General features: G+C 74.8%; 17 protein-coding genes and 7 tRNA genes. 10 read left to right on the top strand and 14 right to left on the bottom strand.

Going from position 1 to position 16532, the window contains the following annotated elements:
- Window positions 1-4: 4 nt before the first annotated feature.
- Window positions 5-1231 (bottom strand): hypothetical protein, encoded by a 1227-nt coding sequence (locus tag ABZ920_RS07210; protein WP_361499675.1) that lies wholly within the window; start codon window positions 1229-1231, stop codon window positions 5-7.
- The gene (locus ABZ920_RS07205) at window positions 1228-1845 is read right to left on the bottom strand and encodes a DUF4365 domain-containing protein (RefSeq protein WP_361499918.1); all 618 of its coding nucleotides are present in this window, start codon (window positions 1843-1845) and stop codon (window positions 1228-1230) included. Before ABZ920_RS07205 ends, ABZ920_RS07210 begins: the two co-directional genes overlap by 4 nt.
- Before the next feature lie 169 nt (window positions 1846-2014).
- On the opposite strand from ABZ920_RS07205, the gene ABZ920_RS07200 reads away from it, so the two are divergent.
- Window positions 2015-2740 carry a 3'-5' exonuclease gene (locus tag ABZ920_RS07200; protein ID WP_361499674.1) on the top strand — a complete coding sequence of 242 codons (726 nt, stop codon included), beginning with the start codon at window positions 2015-2017 and terminating at the stop codon, window positions 2738-2740.
- Window positions 2741-2807: 67 nt separating this feature from the next.
- Here the strand turns inward: ABZ920_RS07200 and ABZ920_RS07195 are convergent.
- From ABZ920_RS07195 to ABZ920_RS07180, 4 genes are all read right to left on the bottom strand, one after another.
- Window positions 2808-2879 (bottom strand) — tRNA-Val (locus ABZ920_RS07195).
- Between the two features lie 39 nt (window positions 2880-2918).
- A complete protein-coding gene (locus tag ABZ920_RS07190; protein WP_361499672.1) occupies window positions 2919-3365 on the bottom strand; it encodes an SRPBCC family protein in 447 nt (148 codons plus the stop codon).
- 911 nt (window positions 3366-4276) lie between these two features.
- Window positions 4277-4348 (bottom strand) — tRNA-Val (locus ABZ920_RS07185).
- A 106-nt stretch (window positions 4349-4454) separates the two neighbouring features.
- A complete protein-coding gene (locus ABZ920_RS07180) occupies window positions 4455-4907 on the bottom strand; it encodes a TIGR02611 family protein (RefSeq protein WP_361499670.1) in 453 nt (150 codons plus the stop codon).
- Window positions 4908-5098: 191 nt separating this feature from the next.
- On the opposite strand from ABZ920_RS07180, the gene ABZ920_RS07175 reads away from it, so the two are divergent.
- Both ABZ920_RS07175 and ABZ920_RS07170 read left to right on the top strand, forming a co-directional pair.
- On the top strand, window positions 5099-5512 hold the full coding sequence (locus ABZ920_RS07175; RefSeq protein ID WP_004002642.1) for an SsgA family sporulation/cell division regulator: 414 nt from the start codon (window positions 5099-5101) through the stop codon (window positions 5510-5512).
- Window positions 5513-5804: 292 nt separating this feature from the next.
- Window positions 5805-6365, top strand: coding sequence for a CGNR zinc finger domain-containing protein (locus tag ABZ920_RS07170; RefSeq protein WP_361499668.1), 561 nt, complete (start codon window positions 5805-5807; stop codon window positions 6363-6365).
- Between the two features lie 66 nt (window positions 6366-6431).
- On the opposite strand, the gene ABZ920_RS07165 is transcribed toward ABZ920_RS07170, so the two are convergent.
- Both ABZ920_RS07165 and ABZ920_RS07160 read right to left on the bottom strand, forming a co-directional pair.
- A complete protein-coding gene (locus ABZ920_RS07165) occupies window positions 6432-6584 on the bottom strand; it encodes a hypothetical protein (protein ID WP_356185338.1) in 153 nt (50 codons plus the stop codon).
- Between the two features lie 177 nt (window positions 6585-6761).
- Window positions 6762-7202, bottom strand: coding sequence for a hypothetical protein (locus ABZ920_RS07160; protein WP_361499666.1), 441 nt, complete (start codon window positions 7200-7202; stop codon window positions 6762-6764).
- Window positions 7203-7402: 200 nt separating this feature from the next.
- On the opposite strand from ABZ920_RS07160, the gene ABZ920_RS07155 reads away from it, so the two are divergent.
- A complete protein-coding gene (locus ABZ920_RS07155) occupies window positions 7403-7933 on the top strand; it encodes a DsbA family protein (protein ID WP_361499664.1) in 531 nt (176 codons plus the stop codon).
- 536 nt (window positions 7934-8469) lie between these two features.
- Here the strand turns inward: ABZ920_RS07155 and ABZ920_RS07150 are convergent.
- The 3 genes from ABZ920_RS07150 to ABZ920_RS07140 all read right to left on the bottom strand — a co-directional run bounded on the left by ABZ920_RS07150 (window position 8470) and on the right by ABZ920_RS07140 (window position 11242).
- Complete coding sequence (locus ABZ920_RS07150; protein WP_361499662.1) at window positions 8470-9288, bottom strand: GNAT family N-acetyltransferase; 819 nt, start codon at window positions 9286-9288, stop codon at window positions 8470-8472.
- Between the two features lie 83 nt (window positions 9289-9371).
- Entirely contained in the window at window positions 9372-10193 is an 822-nt protein-coding gene (locus ABZ920_RS07145; protein ID WP_361499660.1) for an aminodeoxychorismate lyase, read from the bottom strand.
- On the bottom strand, window positions 10190-11242 hold the full coding sequence (locus ABZ920_RS07140; protein WP_361499658.1) for a chorismate-binding protein: 1053 nt from the start codon (window positions 11240-11242) through the stop codon (window positions 10190-10192). The genes ABZ920_RS07145 and ABZ920_RS07140 overlap by 4 nt, the downstream gene beginning before the upstream one ends.
- Before the next feature lie 211 nt (window positions 11243-11453).
- Between ABZ920_RS07140 and ABZ920_RS07135 the strand changes: the two genes are divergently transcribed.
- The 5 genes from ABZ920_RS07135 to ABZ920_RS07115 all read left to right on the top strand — a co-directional run bounded on the left by ABZ920_RS07135 (window position 11454) and on the right by ABZ920_RS07115 (window position 11935).
- Window positions 11454-11526, top strand: a tRNA-Gly gene (locus ABZ920_RS07135).
- A gap of 38 nt (window positions 11527-11564) precedes the next feature.
- Window positions 11565-11638, top strand: a tRNA-Cys gene (locus tag ABZ920_RS07130).
- Between the two features lies 1 nt (window position 11639).
- A tRNA-Val gene (locus tag ABZ920_RS07125) sits at window positions 11640-11711 on the top strand.
- 37 nt (window positions 11712-11748) lie between these two features.
- Window positions 11749-11820, top strand: a tRNA-Val gene (locus ABZ920_RS07120).
- A 43-nt stretch (window positions 11821-11863) separates the two neighbouring features.
- Window positions 11864-11935 (top strand) — tRNA-Val (locus ABZ920_RS07115).
- Between the two features lie 49 nt (window positions 11936-11984).
- Here the strand turns inward: ABZ920_RS07115 and ABZ920_RS07110 are convergent.
- The 3 genes from ABZ920_RS07110 to ABZ920_RS07100 all read right to left on the bottom strand — a co-directional run bounded on the left by ABZ920_RS07110 (window position 11985) and on the right by ABZ920_RS07100 (window position 14115).
- Window positions 11985-12260 carry a zf-TFIIB domain-containing protein gene (locus tag ABZ920_RS07110; RefSeq protein WP_361499656.1) on the bottom strand — a complete coding sequence of 92 codons (276 nt, stop codon included), beginning with the start codon at window positions 12258-12260 and terminating at the stop codon, window positions 11985-11987.
- A gap of 79 nt (window positions 12261-12339) precedes the next feature.
- Window positions 12340-13296 carry a phosphotransferase gene (locus tag ABZ920_RS07105; RefSeq protein WP_361499654.1) on the bottom strand — a complete coding sequence of 319 codons (957 nt, stop codon included), beginning with the start codon at window positions 13294-13296 and terminating at the stop codon, window positions 12340-12342.
- A gap of 612 nt (window positions 13297-13908) precedes the next feature.
- Complete coding sequence (locus ABZ920_RS07100) at window positions 13909-14115, bottom strand: hypothetical protein (RefSeq protein WP_361499652.1); 207 nt, start codon at window positions 14113-14115, stop codon at window positions 13909-13911.
- A gap of 592 nt (window positions 14116-14707) precedes the next feature.
- Here ABZ920_RS07100 and ABZ920_RS07095 point away from each other — a divergent pair.
- Complete coding sequence (locus tag ABZ920_RS07095) at window positions 14708-16204, top strand: serine/threonine-protein kinase (protein ID WP_361499650.1); 1497 nt, start codon at window positions 14708-14710, stop codon at window positions 16202-16204.
- Window positions 16205-16532 lie beyond the last annotated feature (328 nt).

The following is a 16532-nucleotide window of genomic DNA, read 5'->3' as shown; positions in this document are numbered from 1 at the left end:
ACGGTTACCGTCCGTCCTCGTCCGGACACGCCCGCCCGAAGCATTCCGTGTCCTTGGACTCCTCGTGGACCGCCTTCAGCAGCCGGTCCCGCTCCTCGTCGTCCACCTGCACCGGGACGACGCCGGAGGCCTGGGTGAGCCTGCGGAAGCCGTCCCTGCTCTCCAGCCGCCCGCGCACCCCGACCGGCAGGCCGGCGAGGTGGGCGTGCCCGGCCGTGCGGTAGTCCTCCTCCCCCAGCGTCACGCGGACGTACGGCACGTCGGCGCCCGTGATCACCCGCAGCCGTACGGTGCCCTCGCCGCGCGGCTGCGTCCTGCGCATCCGGACCACCGCTCCGACGAGGTGCACGGGCACCGACGGCTCCGCCCGCAGATAGCGGGCGCCCGCCGCACGCAGCACGGGCAGGTCGCCCGGCGAGAACTCGACGGGATCGGCGGTGGCGGCGCAGCCCCCGGGGACCCCGGCGGCGGGCGCCCAGGCCACGGCCACCCGGGCGCCCTCGGCGCCGCGGACGAGCAGGACGAGGGCCTCGGTCAGTTCCCGGCAGACACCCGCCTCCACCGCGCTGTCGAAGGCGTCCATGCCGCCGGTGGCCCGCTGGAGGTCGACGGCCTCCCGGGCCGCGTGCAGGGCCAGGTGGAGCCGCACGGCGAGCGCCCGGCCGCCGGCGACCGGGACGAAGGCGGTCAGCGCGCGGCCGTCGGCCGGGGGCCCGACGAGGATGCGGCCCAGTGACGCGGCGGCCGCCCGCCGGTGCCGGGCGCCGTGGTGGCCCGCGCGCAGCCGGGTGGCGAGCGCGGCGGCGAGCAGCATCCGGCGGGCGGCGGCGCGCAGGCCCTCCTGCGCCGTCCACGGCGAAGTCTCCCCCGGTCCGCCGGGCACGTCCCGCCACCAGCGGATCTCGTCGCTGGGCACGGCGAGCGCGGCCAGCACCTCGCGCGCGGCGGGCGTGCCGCTGCGGGCGAGCGCGTCGAGGGCCTCGCCGAGCAGGTCGTCGCAGTCGGGGAAGGCGCGGCCGGCGGGCAGCAGCAGGCTGGTCCCGGCGCCGCCCGGCCCGGGCGGGGTCCAGCGGCCGTAGCGCCCGGCGGCTCCGCCGCGCCGCCGCCAGCCGTGGCGGAGCAGCAGGGCGCCGAGCACGGCGGGGTCGACCTCGGCGGGCTCGGGCCGGCGGTTCCAGGGGCCGTCGGCGGGGTGGGGCCGCGGCGGCTCGTCGAGGGGGCGCTGCGTCACGGTCTGCCTCCCGTCCCGACCCGCGCCATGATCTCGCAGAGCGCCCGGTCGTCGAAGATGCGCGAGGTCGGTATCCGTACGGTGGTGCGGCGCCGGCCGGTGACCGGGTGGCCGGCGAGGTTGATCCAGTAGCAGCAGTGCCTGAGGTCGAGCCGGTCGTGGCCGGCCCGCAGCCACTGGTCCCGGGAGCGCGGGACGATCATCACGACAAGGATCCGGTGCACCGAGACCGGGGTGCGGGCGAGCTTCGCCAGGTGGTCGTTGTCCAGGGTGAAGGAGAAGAAGCGGCCCAGCCGGGGGGACGGGGGCGCCGGCCCCTCGCCGGACGCCGCCGGCCGGGCCGGCGAGCCGGGCGCGAGCTGGTAGGTGCACTTCAGCTGCACCTTGATGGTCACCTCGTCGTCGACGGTGTGCCCCGGGGCGCTGTGGCTGACGTGCCAGTCGATGCCGTTGTCCGGGAAGGGCTGCGACAGCGAGCAGCCGGCGGCCGCGGCGACCGCGTGCAGATAGCCCACCTGCAGTGTCTCCATGCAGGCGGTGGTGGCGAGTGTGCCGCGAAGGGGGCCCGCACGCTCGGGCAGCAGCCCGCCCCGCTCGGGCTGCGCCATGACCATGACCCAACAGCCTTCCACGCCAGGGGAATCCCCGATGCGGGTCCGTGAACTGCGAAGACCCGTACTCCTGTTGTCTCCTTCCGGCGTACGGCGCAAACGGCCCGGGTATCACCGAACAGGCAGAAGACGGTCAGTCAGCTGTCACGGCAGCGGGAGGAGTTGGAGACGTATGACGCACTGGTACGAGGGGCCTCTGGCCGCGTTCGACACGGAGACCACCGGCGTCGACGTCGAGACCGACCGCATCGTGTCGGCCGCCGTCGTCGTGCAGGACGCCCCGGGCACCCGGCCGCGGGTGCGCCGCTGGCTGGTGAACCCCGGGGTGCCGGTGCCGGAGGCGGCGACGGCGGTGCACGGGCTGACGGAGGAGCACCTGCAGCACAACGGCCGCTGGCCGGCGCCGGTGATGTACGAGATAGCCGAGGAGCTGGCGGAGCACGCCGCCCGGGGCCGTCCGCTCGTGGTGATGAACGCGCCGTTCGATCTCACGCTCCTGGACCGCGAGTTGCGCCGCCACCGGGCCTCCTCGCTGGACCGCCGGCTGGCGGGCTCCCCGCTGCGCGTGCTCGACCCACGGGTCCTCGACAAGCACCTCGACCGCTACCGCAAGGGCCGTCGCACCCTCACCGACCTGTGCGCGCACTACGGCGTCGCGCTGGACGGCGCGCACGACGCGGCGGCGGACGCGCTGGCCGCGCTGGAGGTCGTCCGCGCGCTCGGCCGCCGCTACGCGGCCCGGCTGGAGCGCCTGACCCCCTCCGAGCTGCACGCGCTGCAGACCGACTGGCACGCGGCGCAGGCCCGTGGCCTGCAGGCCTGGTTCGCACGCAGCGGCACGGAGGAGCAGGTGGACACCTCCTGGCCCCTGCGCCCGGAGCTCCCCGCGGTGGCGTGACCCCGGCGGGCACCACGGCGCGGACATACGCGAAGGGCCGGTCCGCGACGGACCGGCCCTTTCCCGGTGGGCGATACTGGGTTCGAACCAGTGACCTCTTCGGTGTGAACGAAGCGCTCTCCCACTGAGCTAATCGCCCGGGAACGCACTGAACAATACAGGGGCCGAGCGGGTTCCTTCAAACCGCTTCGAGACCGGCGGCGAGCCCGCGCCGTCCGGAGCGCATCATCAGCCGGTGGTTGAGCCGGAACACCGGCCGTCCTGGCACGGCGAACCGCCTGAGCAGCGGCTTGTTCACCTCGACGACCTGGTCGTAGCGGGCGAGGGTGCCGGGCCCGTGCGGGGCGACGGTCCAGCGGGCCCAGCCGTCGAGGTCACCGGACAGCGCGACCTCCAGAACCCCGGCGTCCGGTTCACGGCGCGCCTCGCGGGCGGTGACGACCAGGTCGTACGGGAGGAGGGACCGGATCCGCAGCAGTGCCGTCGTGTCCTCGACCCGTTCGACGGCGCGCACCTGCGGCCACCATCTCGGATAGTCCTCGATCCGCTCCAGTGCCCCGTACACGGCGGCGGGCGGCACCGGCAGGGCCCACAGGCTGCGGAATCGGTAGCGGTTCCAGTCCACGGACCCGAGTCTCGCACCGGACACGGACGCGTTTCCCACGCACACGCGCGCACCCCCGGCACAGTGACGCGGACCACGCCCGCTTCCCCGCTCGGCCGGACGGAGGGTCCGGCGACCGGAGGCCGGGCCACGGGCGACCCGCGGCGGAGGGCGGCCTCGCCGGCGTCGGTGCGCGCATCGCGGATCCCGGGCTGGGCGCCGACCGCGACGACGCCCGTGCGGAGTCGCCGAGGCCCGGGTCGCGCGAGTCGACCGGCGACCTCGGGGCGAGCAGGGCAGCTCTTTTGTCGTACTCCCGGGGAAATATGACGGCGTTTTGAAAAGCAGGCGGGGATTTCCGCCCGGCGCCGACTCCGGGAAGTTCTCCCGGAAAGGGACTTGGTCTCGTAAGTCCGCCTTCGGCTCGATCTTCGTCTTCGGGTACTTCTTCCACAAGAAAACGATGATCCGATTGATGCTCCCGGCCCGCTCCCTGGACTCTCCATCCCTGGTAACGGACCGTCACCGTCCGGCCGCGGGACCACTTGCAGCGCGGCACCCGGCCGTCGCACCCGGTGGTGAGAGCGGCCGTCAAGGCCCCGGCCGCCTTCGGAAGCGGTCCGTCCGCCGGGATTCCCGATGGTCCGCACGCCGGGTCCTGACCACGGCGTCCTGCTTGATCACCGCGAAGAGCCTGATCGCCGGCACACAGCGCGCGATCCGGGGCGACGCCATCCGGGAGGCGGCGGGCCTGGAGGGCCTGGGCATGAACATGCGCACGAGCATGGGCATGACGGTCGGTGCACACGGCCGGAGCGCAAGGGGCCGTGGGGCACGGGGCCGCGCGGCGCGGGGCCCGGGGCCGGAGGGTCCCTAGGGCACGCATGACGGCGGCCCGCCTGCGTGATCGCAGACGGGCCGCCGTGTCCGGGTGGGCGATACTGGGTTCGAACCAGTGACCTCTTCGGTGTGAACGAAGCGCTCTCCCACTGAGCTAATCGCCCGGGCGCAGGAAGAACATTACCCCATGTCAGCCGACGCCCAGGACCACGGGAGGCAGGCCGCTCGCACCGCGCCCGCCGGCGCCCCGGCCACCGGCACCGGCCCTGGTCACTGGTTCTTGATGTTCCAGGGCATCTCGAAGCCGAACTCCCACACGTAGAAGCCGGCCAGCACCCCGACGACCACGAGGCCGACCGCCGTCAGGACGATGTTGCGGCGGCGCACCTTCGGGTCGAAGGCCCGCTGGGCCGCCTCGGTGACCTTGCGCTTGGTCCAGCGCAGGACGAGCTGGGCCCAGACGAACTCGGTCGCCCAGATCGCCATGCCGCCGAAGATCACCACCCAGCCCGGTCCGGGCAGGGGAAGCATCAGGACGCCGGCGGCCACGACCGCCAGCCCGATGATGAAGACGCCGACCTGCCAGCTCAAGTGGAGCACACGTCGTGACCTGATGAAGTCCGGCGCCCTCGAGCCGAGGCCGCGCCGGTCACGGGCCTCCTGGGTCCTCGTCCTGTCAGGTGACACGGCAACCTCGAGCGGTTCGTCACTGCCCGTATTCATACAACTGAACACTACCCGAGAGATTTCGATCACCGGATTGGACGCACCGGGCGAACCGGTTCTCGGCCGGAAGAGTTACGTAAAGCCATGCAAAACCCTCAGAGGGGTTTACAACGGCACCGTAGGTGGCATGTCGATTTCGCCGACGTGCGAATCCCCGAGCGCACACTGAGCGAAAGGCCCTGGCGCTTATGAACACCACGGTCAGCTGCGAGCTGCACCTGCGCCTCGTTGTGTCGAGCGAGTCCTCCCTGCCTGTCCCCGCAGGCCTGCGGTACGACACGGCCGACCCCTACGCCGTGCACGCCACCTTCCACACCGGAGCCGAGGAGACCGTCGAGTGGGTGTTCGCCCGCGACCTCCTCGCCGAAGGGCTTCACCGTCCCACCGGAACCGGCGACGTCCGTGTCTGGCCGTCGCGCAGTCATGGGCAGGGGGTCGTATGCATCGCCCTGAGCTCACCGGAGGGCGAGGCCCTGCTCGAGGCCCCGGCGCGGGCCCTGGAGTCCTTCCTGAAGCGGACGGACGCCGCCGTGCCCCCGGGCACGGAACACCGGCACTTCGACCTGGATCAGGAGCTCTCGCACATCCTCGCGGAAAGCTAACGGAAGGCCCTTCGAGGCCCCTCAGGCTGCCCGGCGCCGTCCACTCGGGGAGACGGCTCGGGCCAGGACATCCGCATATGGGACACACCGGTACCGCGCCCCTGGCATGGGGCGGTGCCGGTGTGCTCGTATGGGCCCGTGACCGGACGGCGGCGGCGACGGCGACGGACGGTCTCCCCCCACGGGCGGGGTCCGGGGGACACGACTGCGCTGCCCGGGTGACGGCTGAGCCACTACCATCGACCGGCATCGGCGGGCGTGTGCCCGATCCCCAGGGCAGGGAGAGCGAAACATGCTGATCACTCACGACACCCGCTGCGCGCTCGACACCGTCGTCGACCTGGTGAACACCGCTCCGGAGGACGACACGGCGCCGGACGCGCTGTCCGACGTGGCAGGGCTCGAAAACTTTGTACGTTCGCACAAGATGAGCGACGTCGGAGTGCTGTCGGAGTTCGACCTGTCGGCGGTGCGCCGGATCCGCGGGCGGTTCGCCGCGGTCTTCGCGGCCCCCGACGCCCGGGCGGCCGCGACGCTGATCAACGAGCTGGTCGCCGCCGCGGGCACCACCCCCCGGCTGACCGACCACGACGGCTACGACTGGCACGTGCACTACTTCGCCCCCGGCGCCTCCGTCGCCGACCACCTGGCCGCCGACTGCGGCATGGCGCTGGCGTTCTTCGTGGTGGCGGGCGAGCAGGAGCGGCTGCGGCGCTGCGAGGCACCGGACTGCCGGCGCGCCTTCGTGGATCTCTCCCGCAACCGCTCGCGGCGGTACTGCGACAGCCGCACATGCGGGAACCGGCTGCACGTGGCCGCGTACCGGGCGCGGCGCAAGGAGGCGGCGGGCTGAGCGCCCGGCGGCCTCGACGGTGGCTCGTGGTCCCCGGCGGGTGGCGCCGAGGACCCACGGTACGGCTCACAGCAACAGCAGATCGTGCAACGAAGCCATGAGCAGCAGGCACCCGATCACCGCAAGGAAGATCATCAGCGGTGGCTGGGAAAGGGCGAAGAGGCACCCGCGCGGCTCGTCCTTGGGAGGCGCGGCCTCGCTCTGTGTCGTGTCCACCATCTCGCGGGCGATGATGGCGCAGGTGAGAGGGCGATGCGATCAACACGCCCGCCACGCACGGTCCTTCGCCGGTTTCCTCGACGTCCGGTTCGGAACGCGTCCGTTGTTGATCGTTTCGGGACCGCAGGCGCTCCCGGCCGGACTCCTCCCGGCCGGATCCCGGGTCGGCGCCGGCCGTCAGATGCCGTGCTTCTTCAGGATGGCCTCGATGTCGCTGAAGTCGTCGTCGCGGGACGCGGCCTTCGGGCGGGCCGCCGGACGGGTCCCCCGCCCCTCGCCCAGGGACGGCGCGGACGGCGCCGGGGGCACCGCCTCCTGGCGCGCCGCCCTGGCCGCCGCCCTGCGCTCCTTGCGCGTGCCGCCCCGGCGGCGCTCCACCGCGCGGGTCGCCAGGAACACCGCCCAGGCGGCGCCGAGCAGGGCGAAGCCCGCCCAGGCCGTGGGGCTGAAGGCGGTGTTCGCCGCCCAGCCGACGACGCCCGTCATCACCAGGCCGATCGGGATGAGGGAGTAGGCCGCGACGCGGGCCGCCGTGAGGAAACGCTTGCGGTAGGCCGTGACCGCGGCGATGCCCAGGCCGGCCGCGGAGAGGGCGGAACAGACGGTCTCGGCAATCATCCGGTCCTCCAGGCGGGGTTCGCCGGGTCGGGGCGGTTCGTCCCTTCCATCCTGCACCTCCGCCGCCGCCCGCTGCCATGCTCCGCGGGAACATCAGGGAGATGTCCGGGTCGCCTCCTCCGCGGGTGCCGGCGGTCGTCCTCCCGCTCGCGCCCGATCCCCATGGGGCCGGGCGGAGGGCGGGCTGGGAGACTGGCCGCATGAGCGACTCCTCCCCCGCGTCCGCGTCCGTCCCCGTCCCCGTGCTCGACGTGTGGTGCGAACTGCAGTGTCCTGACTGCCACAGCGCGCTGGACGACCTGCGTGCCCTGCGCGCCCGTTACGGCGACCGGCTGGAGCTGCGGCTGCGGCACTTCCCGCTGGAGAAGCACCGGCACGCCTTCGCCGCGGCGCAGGCCGCCGAGGAGGCCGCGGAGCAGGGGAAGCTGTGGCCCTACGTGGAGGCGGTGCTCGGCCGGGTGGCGGAACTGGACCGCGGGGGCGAGGCCTTCCTCGTCGAGGTCGCCCGGGAACTCGGGCTGGACGCCGAGGAGTTCGACACCGCGCTGGTCGACGGCCGGCACATCCTGATCGTCGACGCCGACCAGGCCGAGGGCAAGGCGATCGGAGTCACCGGCACCCCGACCTACGTCGTCGGCGGCGAGCGCCTCGACGGCGGTAAGAGCCAGGAGGGGCTGCGGGAACGGATCGAGGAGATCGTGGACGGGCTGCTGGCCGGGCGGGAGGGCTGACCGGCTGCCCGGCTGCCCGGCTGCCCGGCCGAGCGGAAGCCGACTGCCGGCCGGACGGGAGCGAGCCTGCCGGCCGCCGGACAGGAGTGCGGAACCGCGCCCGGCCCGCAAGCGGACCGACCGGCGATCGGCGGGGCAGGGGCCGGCCCGAAGCCCGTCGCAGGCAGCCCGGGGTCCCGCTGCAGCAGGGTCTTCCAGAGGGCCCTGCCGGCGGCCGGGCAGGAGCGCTCACCGGCGCCCGGCGGCGGGCGGCAGACCGGCGGCCGGCCGCGCGGGAGACCCGCTGTCAACCGGACGGGAGCGAGCCTGCCGGCGACCGGGCGGGAGCACTGACCCGCGCCGGCCCGGCGGGCGGGCAGACCGGCGGCCGCGCGGGAGACCGGCTGCCGCCCGAACGGAGGCGAACCTGTCGAGGGCCGGCCCGGCGGGCGGCCCGCGCCCGGCCGGGCAGATGCCGCCCGGGCAGGGCCCGGCCCGAAGCCCGTCGCGGGCCGCCCGGGCAGGGCCCGGCCCCGTCGCAGGCCGCCCGGGGGTCCCTACAGCAGGGTCTTGTACAGGGCGTGCTGCACGGTCCGGTAGCCGAGCGACTCGTAGAGCCGCTCGGCGGGCGTGTTGCCCGCGAAGACGTTCAGCCCGATGACGTCCTTGCCCGCGGCCACCGCCTGTGCCTCGGCCAGCAGCATCAGGGAGCGGCCGTGGCCCCGGCCGCGGAAGTGCTCGCCGGTCTCGACGTCGAACACGAAGGCCCTGTCCTCGGCGACCGACAGCCACAGGGTGCCCACCGCGGCGCCCTCGTGCTCCAGGACGCTCAGCAGCATGCCCGGCGTCGCGATCCCCTGCGGCAGGAGCCGGGCGTGGTCCCGCTCGGCCTTCGCCCGGGCCTCGTCCTCCGGCACACCGCGGTCGATCCAGCTGCGGGCGTAGGCGGCTTCGCCCTCCTCCCGCCACGGCCCGTACTCGGCCTCCGTCATGGGACGGCCCCGGGTGCCCTCCGGCAGGGCGGGCGCGGTGGTGCCGAGCCGCTTCTCCATGCCGCGGTTGCGCGGGACGTAGCCGAGGGCCGTCGCGAGCCGCAGCGCGGCCCCGGCCGGCACGGTGACCTCGACCCGCCTGCAGCCCCAGTCCCGCGCCACCTCCTCGGCGGCGAGCGCGGCGACCGTGCCGCGGCCCCGCCCGCGGTCCGGCTCGTCGATGCGCAGATCGAGGATCCGGGCGACGGCGGGACCGAAGACGGGATGCGTGGCGAGCTGGACGGCGCCGACGGGGCGGCTGTTGACACACACCTGGTAACGGCGTGAGCGCGTTCCGTCGGTGTGGTGCTGAAGCGGCTCGGCCGGCCGCAGGGTCGTGGTCATCACGGGTGTTCTACCCGCACCCCCGACCCCGCGTCAGCCCCCTTTGCCCCGGACCGGGCGCGGAGCGCGCCGCCCCGGGGCGGTCACGGGTCCAGGTCGTCCCCGGACCGCTCGGCGAAGATGCGCATGGCCTTGGCGGTCACCGGTCCCGGCGCGCCCGGCAGGTCGCGGTCGTCGACGCGGTGCACGGCCTGGACGTCGCGCAGCGTGGAGGTGAGGAAGACCTCGTCCGCCCGCAGCAGCACGTCCAGCGGCAGGTCGGTCTCCTGGGCGCCCGTCCACTGCACCGTCAGCTCCCGCGTGATGCCGGCGAGGCAGCCGGAGGCGAGCGGCGGGGTGTGGATCTCGCCGTCGAGGACCACGAAGACGTTGGAGCCGGTGCCCTCGCACAGCTGCCCGACCGTGTTGGCGAAGAGTGCCTCGGAGGCGCCCCGGTCGTGGGCCCGGGCGAGCGCGACGACGTTCTCGGCGTACGAGGTGGTCTTCAGGCCGGTCAGCGCGCCGCGTTCGTTGCGGGTCCACGGCACGGTGATCACGGCGGTGGAGTCGGGGCGGCGGGTGGTCTCGCCGACGGCGACCACGAGGGTGGGCCCGAGGTCGCCGCGGTCGGAGCCGAGCGGGCCGTGGCCGCCGGTGAAGGTGATCCGCAGGCGGCCCAGCGGCATGGGGTTGGCCTCCAGGACGGCGGCGCAGGCGCGGCGGACCTCGTCGTGGTCGGGGTCCGGCAGCCCGAGGCCGCGGGCGGAACGGGTGAGCCGGTCCAGATGGCGGGTGAGCGCGAACGGACGGCCGTCCACCGCCTTCACCGTCTCGAAGATGCCGTCGCCCACGGTCAGCCCGTGGTCGAGGACGGAGACGCGGGCGGACTCGAGGTCCTGCAGCCCGCCGTCGAGCCAGATCTTCACGTGAGGGTCCCTCCACTTTCCTCGTACACCCCTGACGCTACCGCGAGCAGGCGCGACGCCTTCAGCTCGGTCTCCCGCCACTCCCCCTCGGGATCGGAGTCCCAGGTGATGCCCGCGCCGGCGCCGAAGCGCAGGACGGCCGCGCCGCCGGCGGTCCGGTCGATCCAGAAGGTGCGGATGCCCACGGCCAGCTCGCCCACGCCCCGGTCGGCGTCCACCCAGCCGATGCCGCCGCAGTAGGGCCCGCGCGGCGCGGTCTCCAGCGCGTCGATGATCCGCAGGGCGCTGGACTTGGGGGCGCCGGTGATCGAGCCGGCCGGGAAGGCGGCGGCCAGGAGCTCGGGCCAGCCGGCGTCCGGGCGCAGTTCCCCGCGGACGGTGGAGACGAGATGGACCAGACCGGGGTGCTTCTCGACGGCGCACAGGTCCGGGACGGTGACGCTGCCGGTGACGCAGACCCGCCCGATGTCGTTGCGGACCAGGTCGACGATCATCACGTTCTCGGCGCGGTCCTTGTCCAGCAGCTCCGCCTCCGTGCGGGCCGTGCCCTTGATCGGGCCGGAGGAGACGGCCCGGCCGTCGCGGCGCAGGAAGAGCTCGGGGGACGCGGTGGCGATCTCCACCCCGTGCCCGGGCAGGCGGATCGTTCCCGCGTACGGCGCCGGGTTGCCGCGGGCCAGGACGGCGGTCAGCGCGTCCACGTCGGCTCCGGGGGCGACCGGGGCGGACAGGACGCGGCAGAGGTTGACCTGGTAGACCTCGCCGGCCGCGATGCGCTCGCGTATGCGCCGCACGCCCGCCGTGTACGCGGCGCGGTCGAGCGACGACGTCCAGTCGCCGGCCGCCGGGCCCCGCCAGCCGCCCGGCACCGGCGCGGGCACCGGCACCTCGCGCACGTCCCGGAAGCGGGCGCAGGTCAGCCGGCCCTCGTAGTCCGCGGCGACGGCCCAGAACCCGCTGGAGTCGAGGGCCGCGGGGTCGGCGGTGACGTCGATCAGTCCGGTGGCGAGACGGTCGCCGAAGCGGGCGAGAGCAGGCAGGTGGGGCACGCGGCCGAGTCTATGGCGGGGCTCCCGCGGTGGGCCGGGGCGTGCCCCTCCGGACCTCCCGCGGTGGGCCCGGGGCGTGCCCCTCCGGGCCTCCGGCGGGGTGCCCTGGGGACACAGCGCAGCACGCTGCACAAACGCGTTTTTGTACTGGCCCGGGAATCCGCTAGAGTTCAACACGTCGCCGGGACGCGGAAGCGGACCGAAACGACAGGCGGACGTAGCTCAGTTGGTAGAGCGCAACCTTGCCAAGGTTGAGGTCGCGAGTTCGAGCCTCGTCGTCCGCTCGCAGGAAGCAGGGGAGCATCCCGTCCCCTGGACTCCTGGTGGAGTGGCCGAGAGGCGAGGCAACGGCCTGCAAAGCCGTCTACACGGGTTCAAATCCCGTCTCCACCTCCAAGGACGATTAGCTCAGCGGGAGAGCGCTTCCCTGACACGGAAGAGGTCACTGGTTCAATCCCAGTATCGTCCACTGGACCCCCGGGTCCGACCGGATCTCCGGATCCTCGGCGCGATTAGCTCAGCGGGAGAGCGCTTCCCTGACACGGAAGAGGTCACTGGTTCAATCCCAGTATCGCGCACGCGTCACCCACGGCCGTCTCCTCGGCGCGGTGGTGGTCCCGAGGACGATTAGCTCAGCGGGAGAGCGCTTCCCTGACACGGAAGAGGTCACTGGTTCAATCCCAGTATCGTCCACACCGAGAAGCCCCCGGCCCTGCGGCCGGGGGCTTTGGCGTGCTCCGGCTCAGCTGGAGAACAGCATGTGGCCGAAGCTCTTGTGGCGGTGGTGGCCGCCGTAGTGACCGTGCCCGCCCTGCGGGGCGCCCCAGGCGGGGGCGGCGGGGTAGGCCTGCGGGGCGGCCGGAGGCGGCGCGGGCTGGGACCACTGGGCCTCCACGCGGGTCAGCGCCTCCAGTTCGCCGTAGTCGAGGAAGATCCCTCGGCAGCCGCTGCACTGCTCGATCTGGATGCCGTTGCGGTTGTAGGTGTGCATGGGCGCGTGACACTTCGGACACTGCATGTCGGCTCAACTCCTCGCCGGTGGGTCCTGCTTCGGTTGCCGCCAGGACAGACTCCGTCCGCCCGCGGTCGGTTGCACCCTACGTCGTCGGGCCCTGCGCGAACTGCTGCGGGAGGGACCCCATTCGGCCACAGGCGTCGACGACCGCCTGTTCCACCTCGTCCAGGGCACGGCCCTCCCCGGCCGCCTTGGCGACCGCCCGGGCGGCGGTCTGCACGGTGAGCGCGCGGGCGGGCACGTCCAGGGCGGGCCAGGGGTCGCCGGCGGCGGGGACGGCCGGGCCGCCGGCGGCGCGGTAGGCGGTCAGGAAGCGGCTCCACTCCTCCGGCGGGAGCAGGCCGCAGGCGTACCAGGCCGCCGGGCGGGCGAGGTCCCAGGCCGGCACGCCGGTGCCGAGGTCGTCGACGTCGATGAGCAGCCAGGGTCCGCAGGGGAGCGGGTGGCGGACCAGCTGTCCGAGGTGGAGGTCGCCGTGGCAGAGGCTGCCGGGGCCCGGGAGGGGCGCGTCGGCGCGGGCCCAGGCCGGGAGGGTGGTCCAGGCACGCAGGACCTGGGGCGTGGCGGGGTGGTCGGGCGCGGCGGCGCGCAGGCGCGCGAGGGCGTGGGCGGCCTTGGCGGGGCCGCGCATGGGGGGCGGTGCGGGGCGGAGGGACTCGACGGGGGTGCGGTGGAGGCGGGCGAGGAGGGTGGCGGCGGCCTCCCACGGGGCCGCCTCCGGGGTGCCGGGGTCCACGGGGGTGCCGTACGGCCAGCAGGTGACGAGGCGGCCCCCGACCGGGGTCGGCGCCGGGGTGAGCGGGGGCAGCAGGATGCCGGGGAGGCGGGCGGCCGTGACGAGGCGGAGGGCCAGCTCGGCGGGGTCGGTGCCGGGGGCGTGCGCCTTCACGACGGTGCCGGCGTGGCGGACGACGGTGGTGTCGGGGCGGTCGGCGAGGGTGACCGTGGCGGTGGGGCCGCAGGCGCAGGAGGCGGGGGCGGGGTGGGCCGCGGAGGCGGCGTGGGCGGTGAGGTGGGGCAGGAGGGCGTCGGCGGTCACGGGGCTCCCGGGTGGTACGGCGGTGAGGGTGAGGGTACGGGGGTGCCCTTGCGGGGTGGGGTTTGGGTGGGCGAGGGGCGGTTGCCGGGTGACCCTCGACGGGTGAGGTGCCCCTCGCCGGGTGAGGTGCCCCTAGCGGGGTGAGGTGCACGCGTGGGTGGGGTCGGTCCGGGGACGGAAGGGAGCGGCGGGGGGCTGCAGCCGCCGGGGGGAAGGCAGGCCGGGGTGTGGGGAGTGGCCCCGGTGACCTGGGGGGCGTGGGGGTCGCGGCCCGGCGCTGACGGGGTGCCGTCCGCGCCCACCCGTGCCGCCCCAGCGGCACGACTGCCCGCGGGGACGCTGCCCGCGGGGACGCTCTCCAGCGATGCGACGGCCCGCGGTAACGCTGCCCAGCGGCACGACGGTCCGCGGGAGCGGTCCCCGGTGGCGGGGCTGTCAGGGGGGAGCCAGTTGCCCAGGAGGGGGGCGGGTGTGCGGTCGGTGAGAACGGCGATGCCGGCGCAGCTCCCCAGCTGCGCCGGCAATCTGCCGTCCGCCGTACCCCCGTCCCCACGGGGTTTCATGGGTGGGATGTCCCCGCCCGGACCGCTCTTCCGGGCCTGGGGTCGCCGCTCAGCGCCCCAGCATCACGCCCACGGACGACGCCTGTGTGGCCACCGTCTCCCAGCCGTCGAAGACGAGCAGGAGCAGGGCCGCCAGGGGAAGGGCCATGAGCGTCGCCACCACGGGGTGACGGCGGCCCTGCCGGCCGGGGCGCGGGGCGGTGTGTGCCGCGCGTCCGCCCGTGCGGACCAGCGTCCGCGGTGCCGTGTGGGCCATGGTCCCTCTCCTGACCGTTGTCGGTTTGTGCCTGGCAGCGGCGGGTGCCTGACCTCGGGGGACGAGTGCCGCACCCGCCGCTTGACCTCAAATCTAGAGGCGCGCGGAGATCCCCGCGTCATGCCCTCGTACCGATTGGCGGGCCTCCCGGAGGATGAGCCGTGACCTGGGGACTACTCCCCTGGGTGGAGACGCGCTCCCGGGTCTCGGGGTGTTCCCGGAGGGGTGGCCGCACCGGCCGGTCCGCCACGCCGGGGCGGGTGAGACTTCGCTCACGTCCCCCGCTGCCCCGTGCCGGGCCTCCTTCCCCGGCCCCGCCGCCCCGCCCGCCGCAGGTCCGCGCCCGTGCGCCGTCGCCGCCGTGTCCACGGCCGCCACCAGGACGTCACCCGTGCCGGGCCCAATCGCCCCTGTGTTGACGGAGGTTGGGATCTTGGTCGTCCTGGTGTCCCGTACTGCGCGGACGGGCTGACCGGGCCTCAATTCGCCCACCGGGCACGGACAATCGATCGGGTCGAGAGGGCGCGGCCTCTGCGCGCGGGCGGCCGTGGGTACGTAAGCTGTGGCACGTCACAGGGACCGGGCAGCGGGGATGAACATGGCGATGATGCGCCTGAGGCGCGAGGACCCGCGCGTCGTCGGCTCGTTCAGGCTTCACCGACGGCTCGGCGCGGGCGGGATGGGCGTGGTCTACCTGGGCTCCGACCGGAAGGGCCAGCGGGTCGCGCTGAAGGTCATCCGGCCGGATCTGGCGGAGGACCAGGAGTTCCGGTCCCGGTTCGCGCGCGAGGTCTCGGCGGCCCGGCGGATCCGGGGCGGCTGTACGGCGCGGCTGGTGGCCGCCGATCTGGAGGCGGACCGGCCGTGGTTCGCCACACAGTACGTTCCCGGGCCCTCCCTGCACGACAAGGTGGCCGACGAGGGCCCGCTGAGCGCGGCGGAGGTCGCCGCGGTCGGCGCCGCCCTGTCGGAGGGGCTGGTCGCGGTGCACGAGGCGGGGGTCGTGCACCGGGACCTGAAGCCGTCCAACATCCTGCTGTCCCCCAAGGGGCCGCGCATCATCGACTTCGGCATCGCCTGGGCCACCGGCGCCTCGACGCTCACGCACGTCGGCACCGCGGTCGGCTCGCCCGGCTTCCTGGCTCCGGAGCAGGTGCGCGGCGCGGCGGTGACCCCGGCGACGGACGTGTTCTCGCTGGGCGCGACGCTGGCGTACGCGTCGACGGGTGACTCGCCGTTCGGGCAGGGCAGCTCCGAGGTGATGCTGTACCGCGTGGTCCACGAGGAGCCGCAGCTGCACGGTGTGCCAGACGCGCTGGCTCCGCTCGTGCGGGCCTGCCTGGCCAAGGACCCCGAGGACCGGCCGAGCACACTGCAGTTGTCGCTGCGGCTGAAGGAGATCGCGGCGCGGGAGGCGCACGGCATGGGCGAGGTGCGTCCGCCGTCTCCGCGCGCCGCCGAGGCGGACCGGCCGACGGGGCGGCTCGTGGACACCTATCCCGACCAGTACCGCGCCGGCCACCCGGATCAGCGCGGCCGGCGCCGGCCGCAGGGAGCGGCCGGTACGCCCACGGAACGCGGGGCCGGGCCGTCCGCGCGCGGCGGCGTGCCCTCGCGTGCGGGCGGTGCGTCCCGCGGCGCCGCCGCTCCGCGCGAGGGCCGTGCCCCTTCCCGCACGGGCGGGGGACGGACGACTCCGGCGTCACGCAGGGGCACGCGTCCGGGCGGCGGCCGGCCCGCCCCGCGCGGCGGCGCCGGGCGGCCGGGCCCGCGCACGACGGGGACGCGGCTGCGGCCGGCCAATCCGCGCCTGCTGAGGCAGCGGCTGTTCGTGTTCGTCGTCGTGACGCTGCTGGTCGCGCTCGGCATCGCGGCCGCGCAGGGGTGCCAGGGCCCGGCACGGGGGCTCGGCGGTGACGGCAGTGACGTGCGGACGGGACCGGACAGCGTCCGGGAGCGCGTGGCGGCACCGCGCGTACCGGCGCGGCCGGCGCAGGGGGACGACGGGCGGCCGGAGCGGGGCGGCGTCCGGCCGGCGGCTGAAGGCACCACGCCTCCGACGGAGCAGACCGCCCCGACGGGGCACTGAGGCGCCGGACCGGCGCGTCGGGACGTGCGTCGCCTCGGCGGCGCAGGACGCCTGGTCAGCGACGACCGCCCCACCGCCTCGCGCGGCATCGCACACCCGCGCCCCGGTCAGCCCCGGACGCCCGTCGCCACCGCCTACGTGACGACGGCAGCCGCCATCCCCGCACAGCGACGACCGCCCCACCGCCTCGCGCCGCATCGCACACCCGCGCCCCGGTCAGCCCCGGACGCCCCGTCGCCACCGCCTACGTGACGACGGCAGCCGCCATCCCCGCACAGCGACGACCGCCCCACCGCCTCGCGCCGCATCGCACACCCGCGCCCCGGTC

It is taken from the genome of Streptomyces sp. NPDC046831, assembly GCF_040645305.1.
Lineage (GTDB): Bacteria > Actinomycetota > Actinomycetes > Streptomycetales > Streptomycetaceae > Streptomyces.
Note: the sequence above shows the minus strand (reverse complement) of the source record. Positions and strands in the feature narration are given on the sequence as shown.

What these genes read in the sequence shown, in the direction of transcription:
- ABZ920_RS07150 (WP_361499662.1), bottom strand. Translation starts at nt 9,288, where the DNA reads ATGACCACGACCCTGCGGCCGGCCGAGCCGCTTCAGCACCACACCGAC.
- ABZ920_RS07165 (WP_356185338.1), bottom strand. Translation starts at nt 6,584, where the DNA reads ATGGTGGACACGACACAGAGCGAGGCCGCGCCTCCCAAGGACGAGCCG.
- ABZ920_RS07110 (WP_361499656.1), bottom strand. Translation starts at nt 12,260, where the DNA reads ATGCAGTGTCCGAAGTGTCACGCGCCCATGCACACCTACAACCGCAAC.
- ABZ920_RS07100 (WP_361499652.1), bottom strand. Translation starts at nt 14,115, where the DNA reads ATGGCCCACACGGCACCGCGGACGCTGGTCCGCACGGGCGGACGCGCG.
- ABZ920_RS07180 (WP_361499670.1), bottom strand. Translation starts at nt 4,907, where the DNA reads ATGAATACGGGCAGTGACGAACCGCTCGAGGTTGCCGTGTCACCTGAC.
- ABZ920_RS07095 (WP_361499650.1), top strand. Translation starts at nt 14,708, where the DNA reads ATGAACATGGCGATGATGCGCCTGAGGCGCGAGGACCCGCGCGTCGTC.
- ABZ920_RS07155 (WP_361499664.1), top strand. Translation starts at nt 7,403, where the DNA reads ATGAGCGACTCCTCCCCCGCGTCCGCGTCCGTCCCCGTCCCCGTGCTC.
- ABZ920_RS07175 (WP_004002642.1), top strand. Translation starts at nt 5,099, where the DNA reads ATGAACACCACGGTCAGCTGCGAGCTGCACCTGCGCCTCGTTGTGTCG.
- ABZ920_RS07170 (WP_361499668.1), top strand. Translation starts at nt 5,805, where the DNA reads ATGCTGATCACTCACGACACCCGCTGCGCGCTCGACACCGTCGTCGAC.
- ABZ920_RS07205 (WP_361499918.1), bottom strand. Translation starts at nt 1,845, where the DNA reads ATGGTCATGGCGCAGCCCGAGCGGGGCGGGCTGCTGCCCGAGCGTGCG.
- ABZ920_RS07200 (WP_361499674.1), top strand. Translation starts at nt 2,015, where the DNA reads ATGACGCACTGGTACGAGGGGCCTCTGGCCGCGTTCGACACGGAGACC.
- ABZ920_RS07160 (WP_361499666.1), bottom strand. Translation starts at nt 7,202, where the DNA reads ATGATTGCCGAGACCGTCTGTTCCGCCCTCTCCGCGGCCGGCCTGGGC.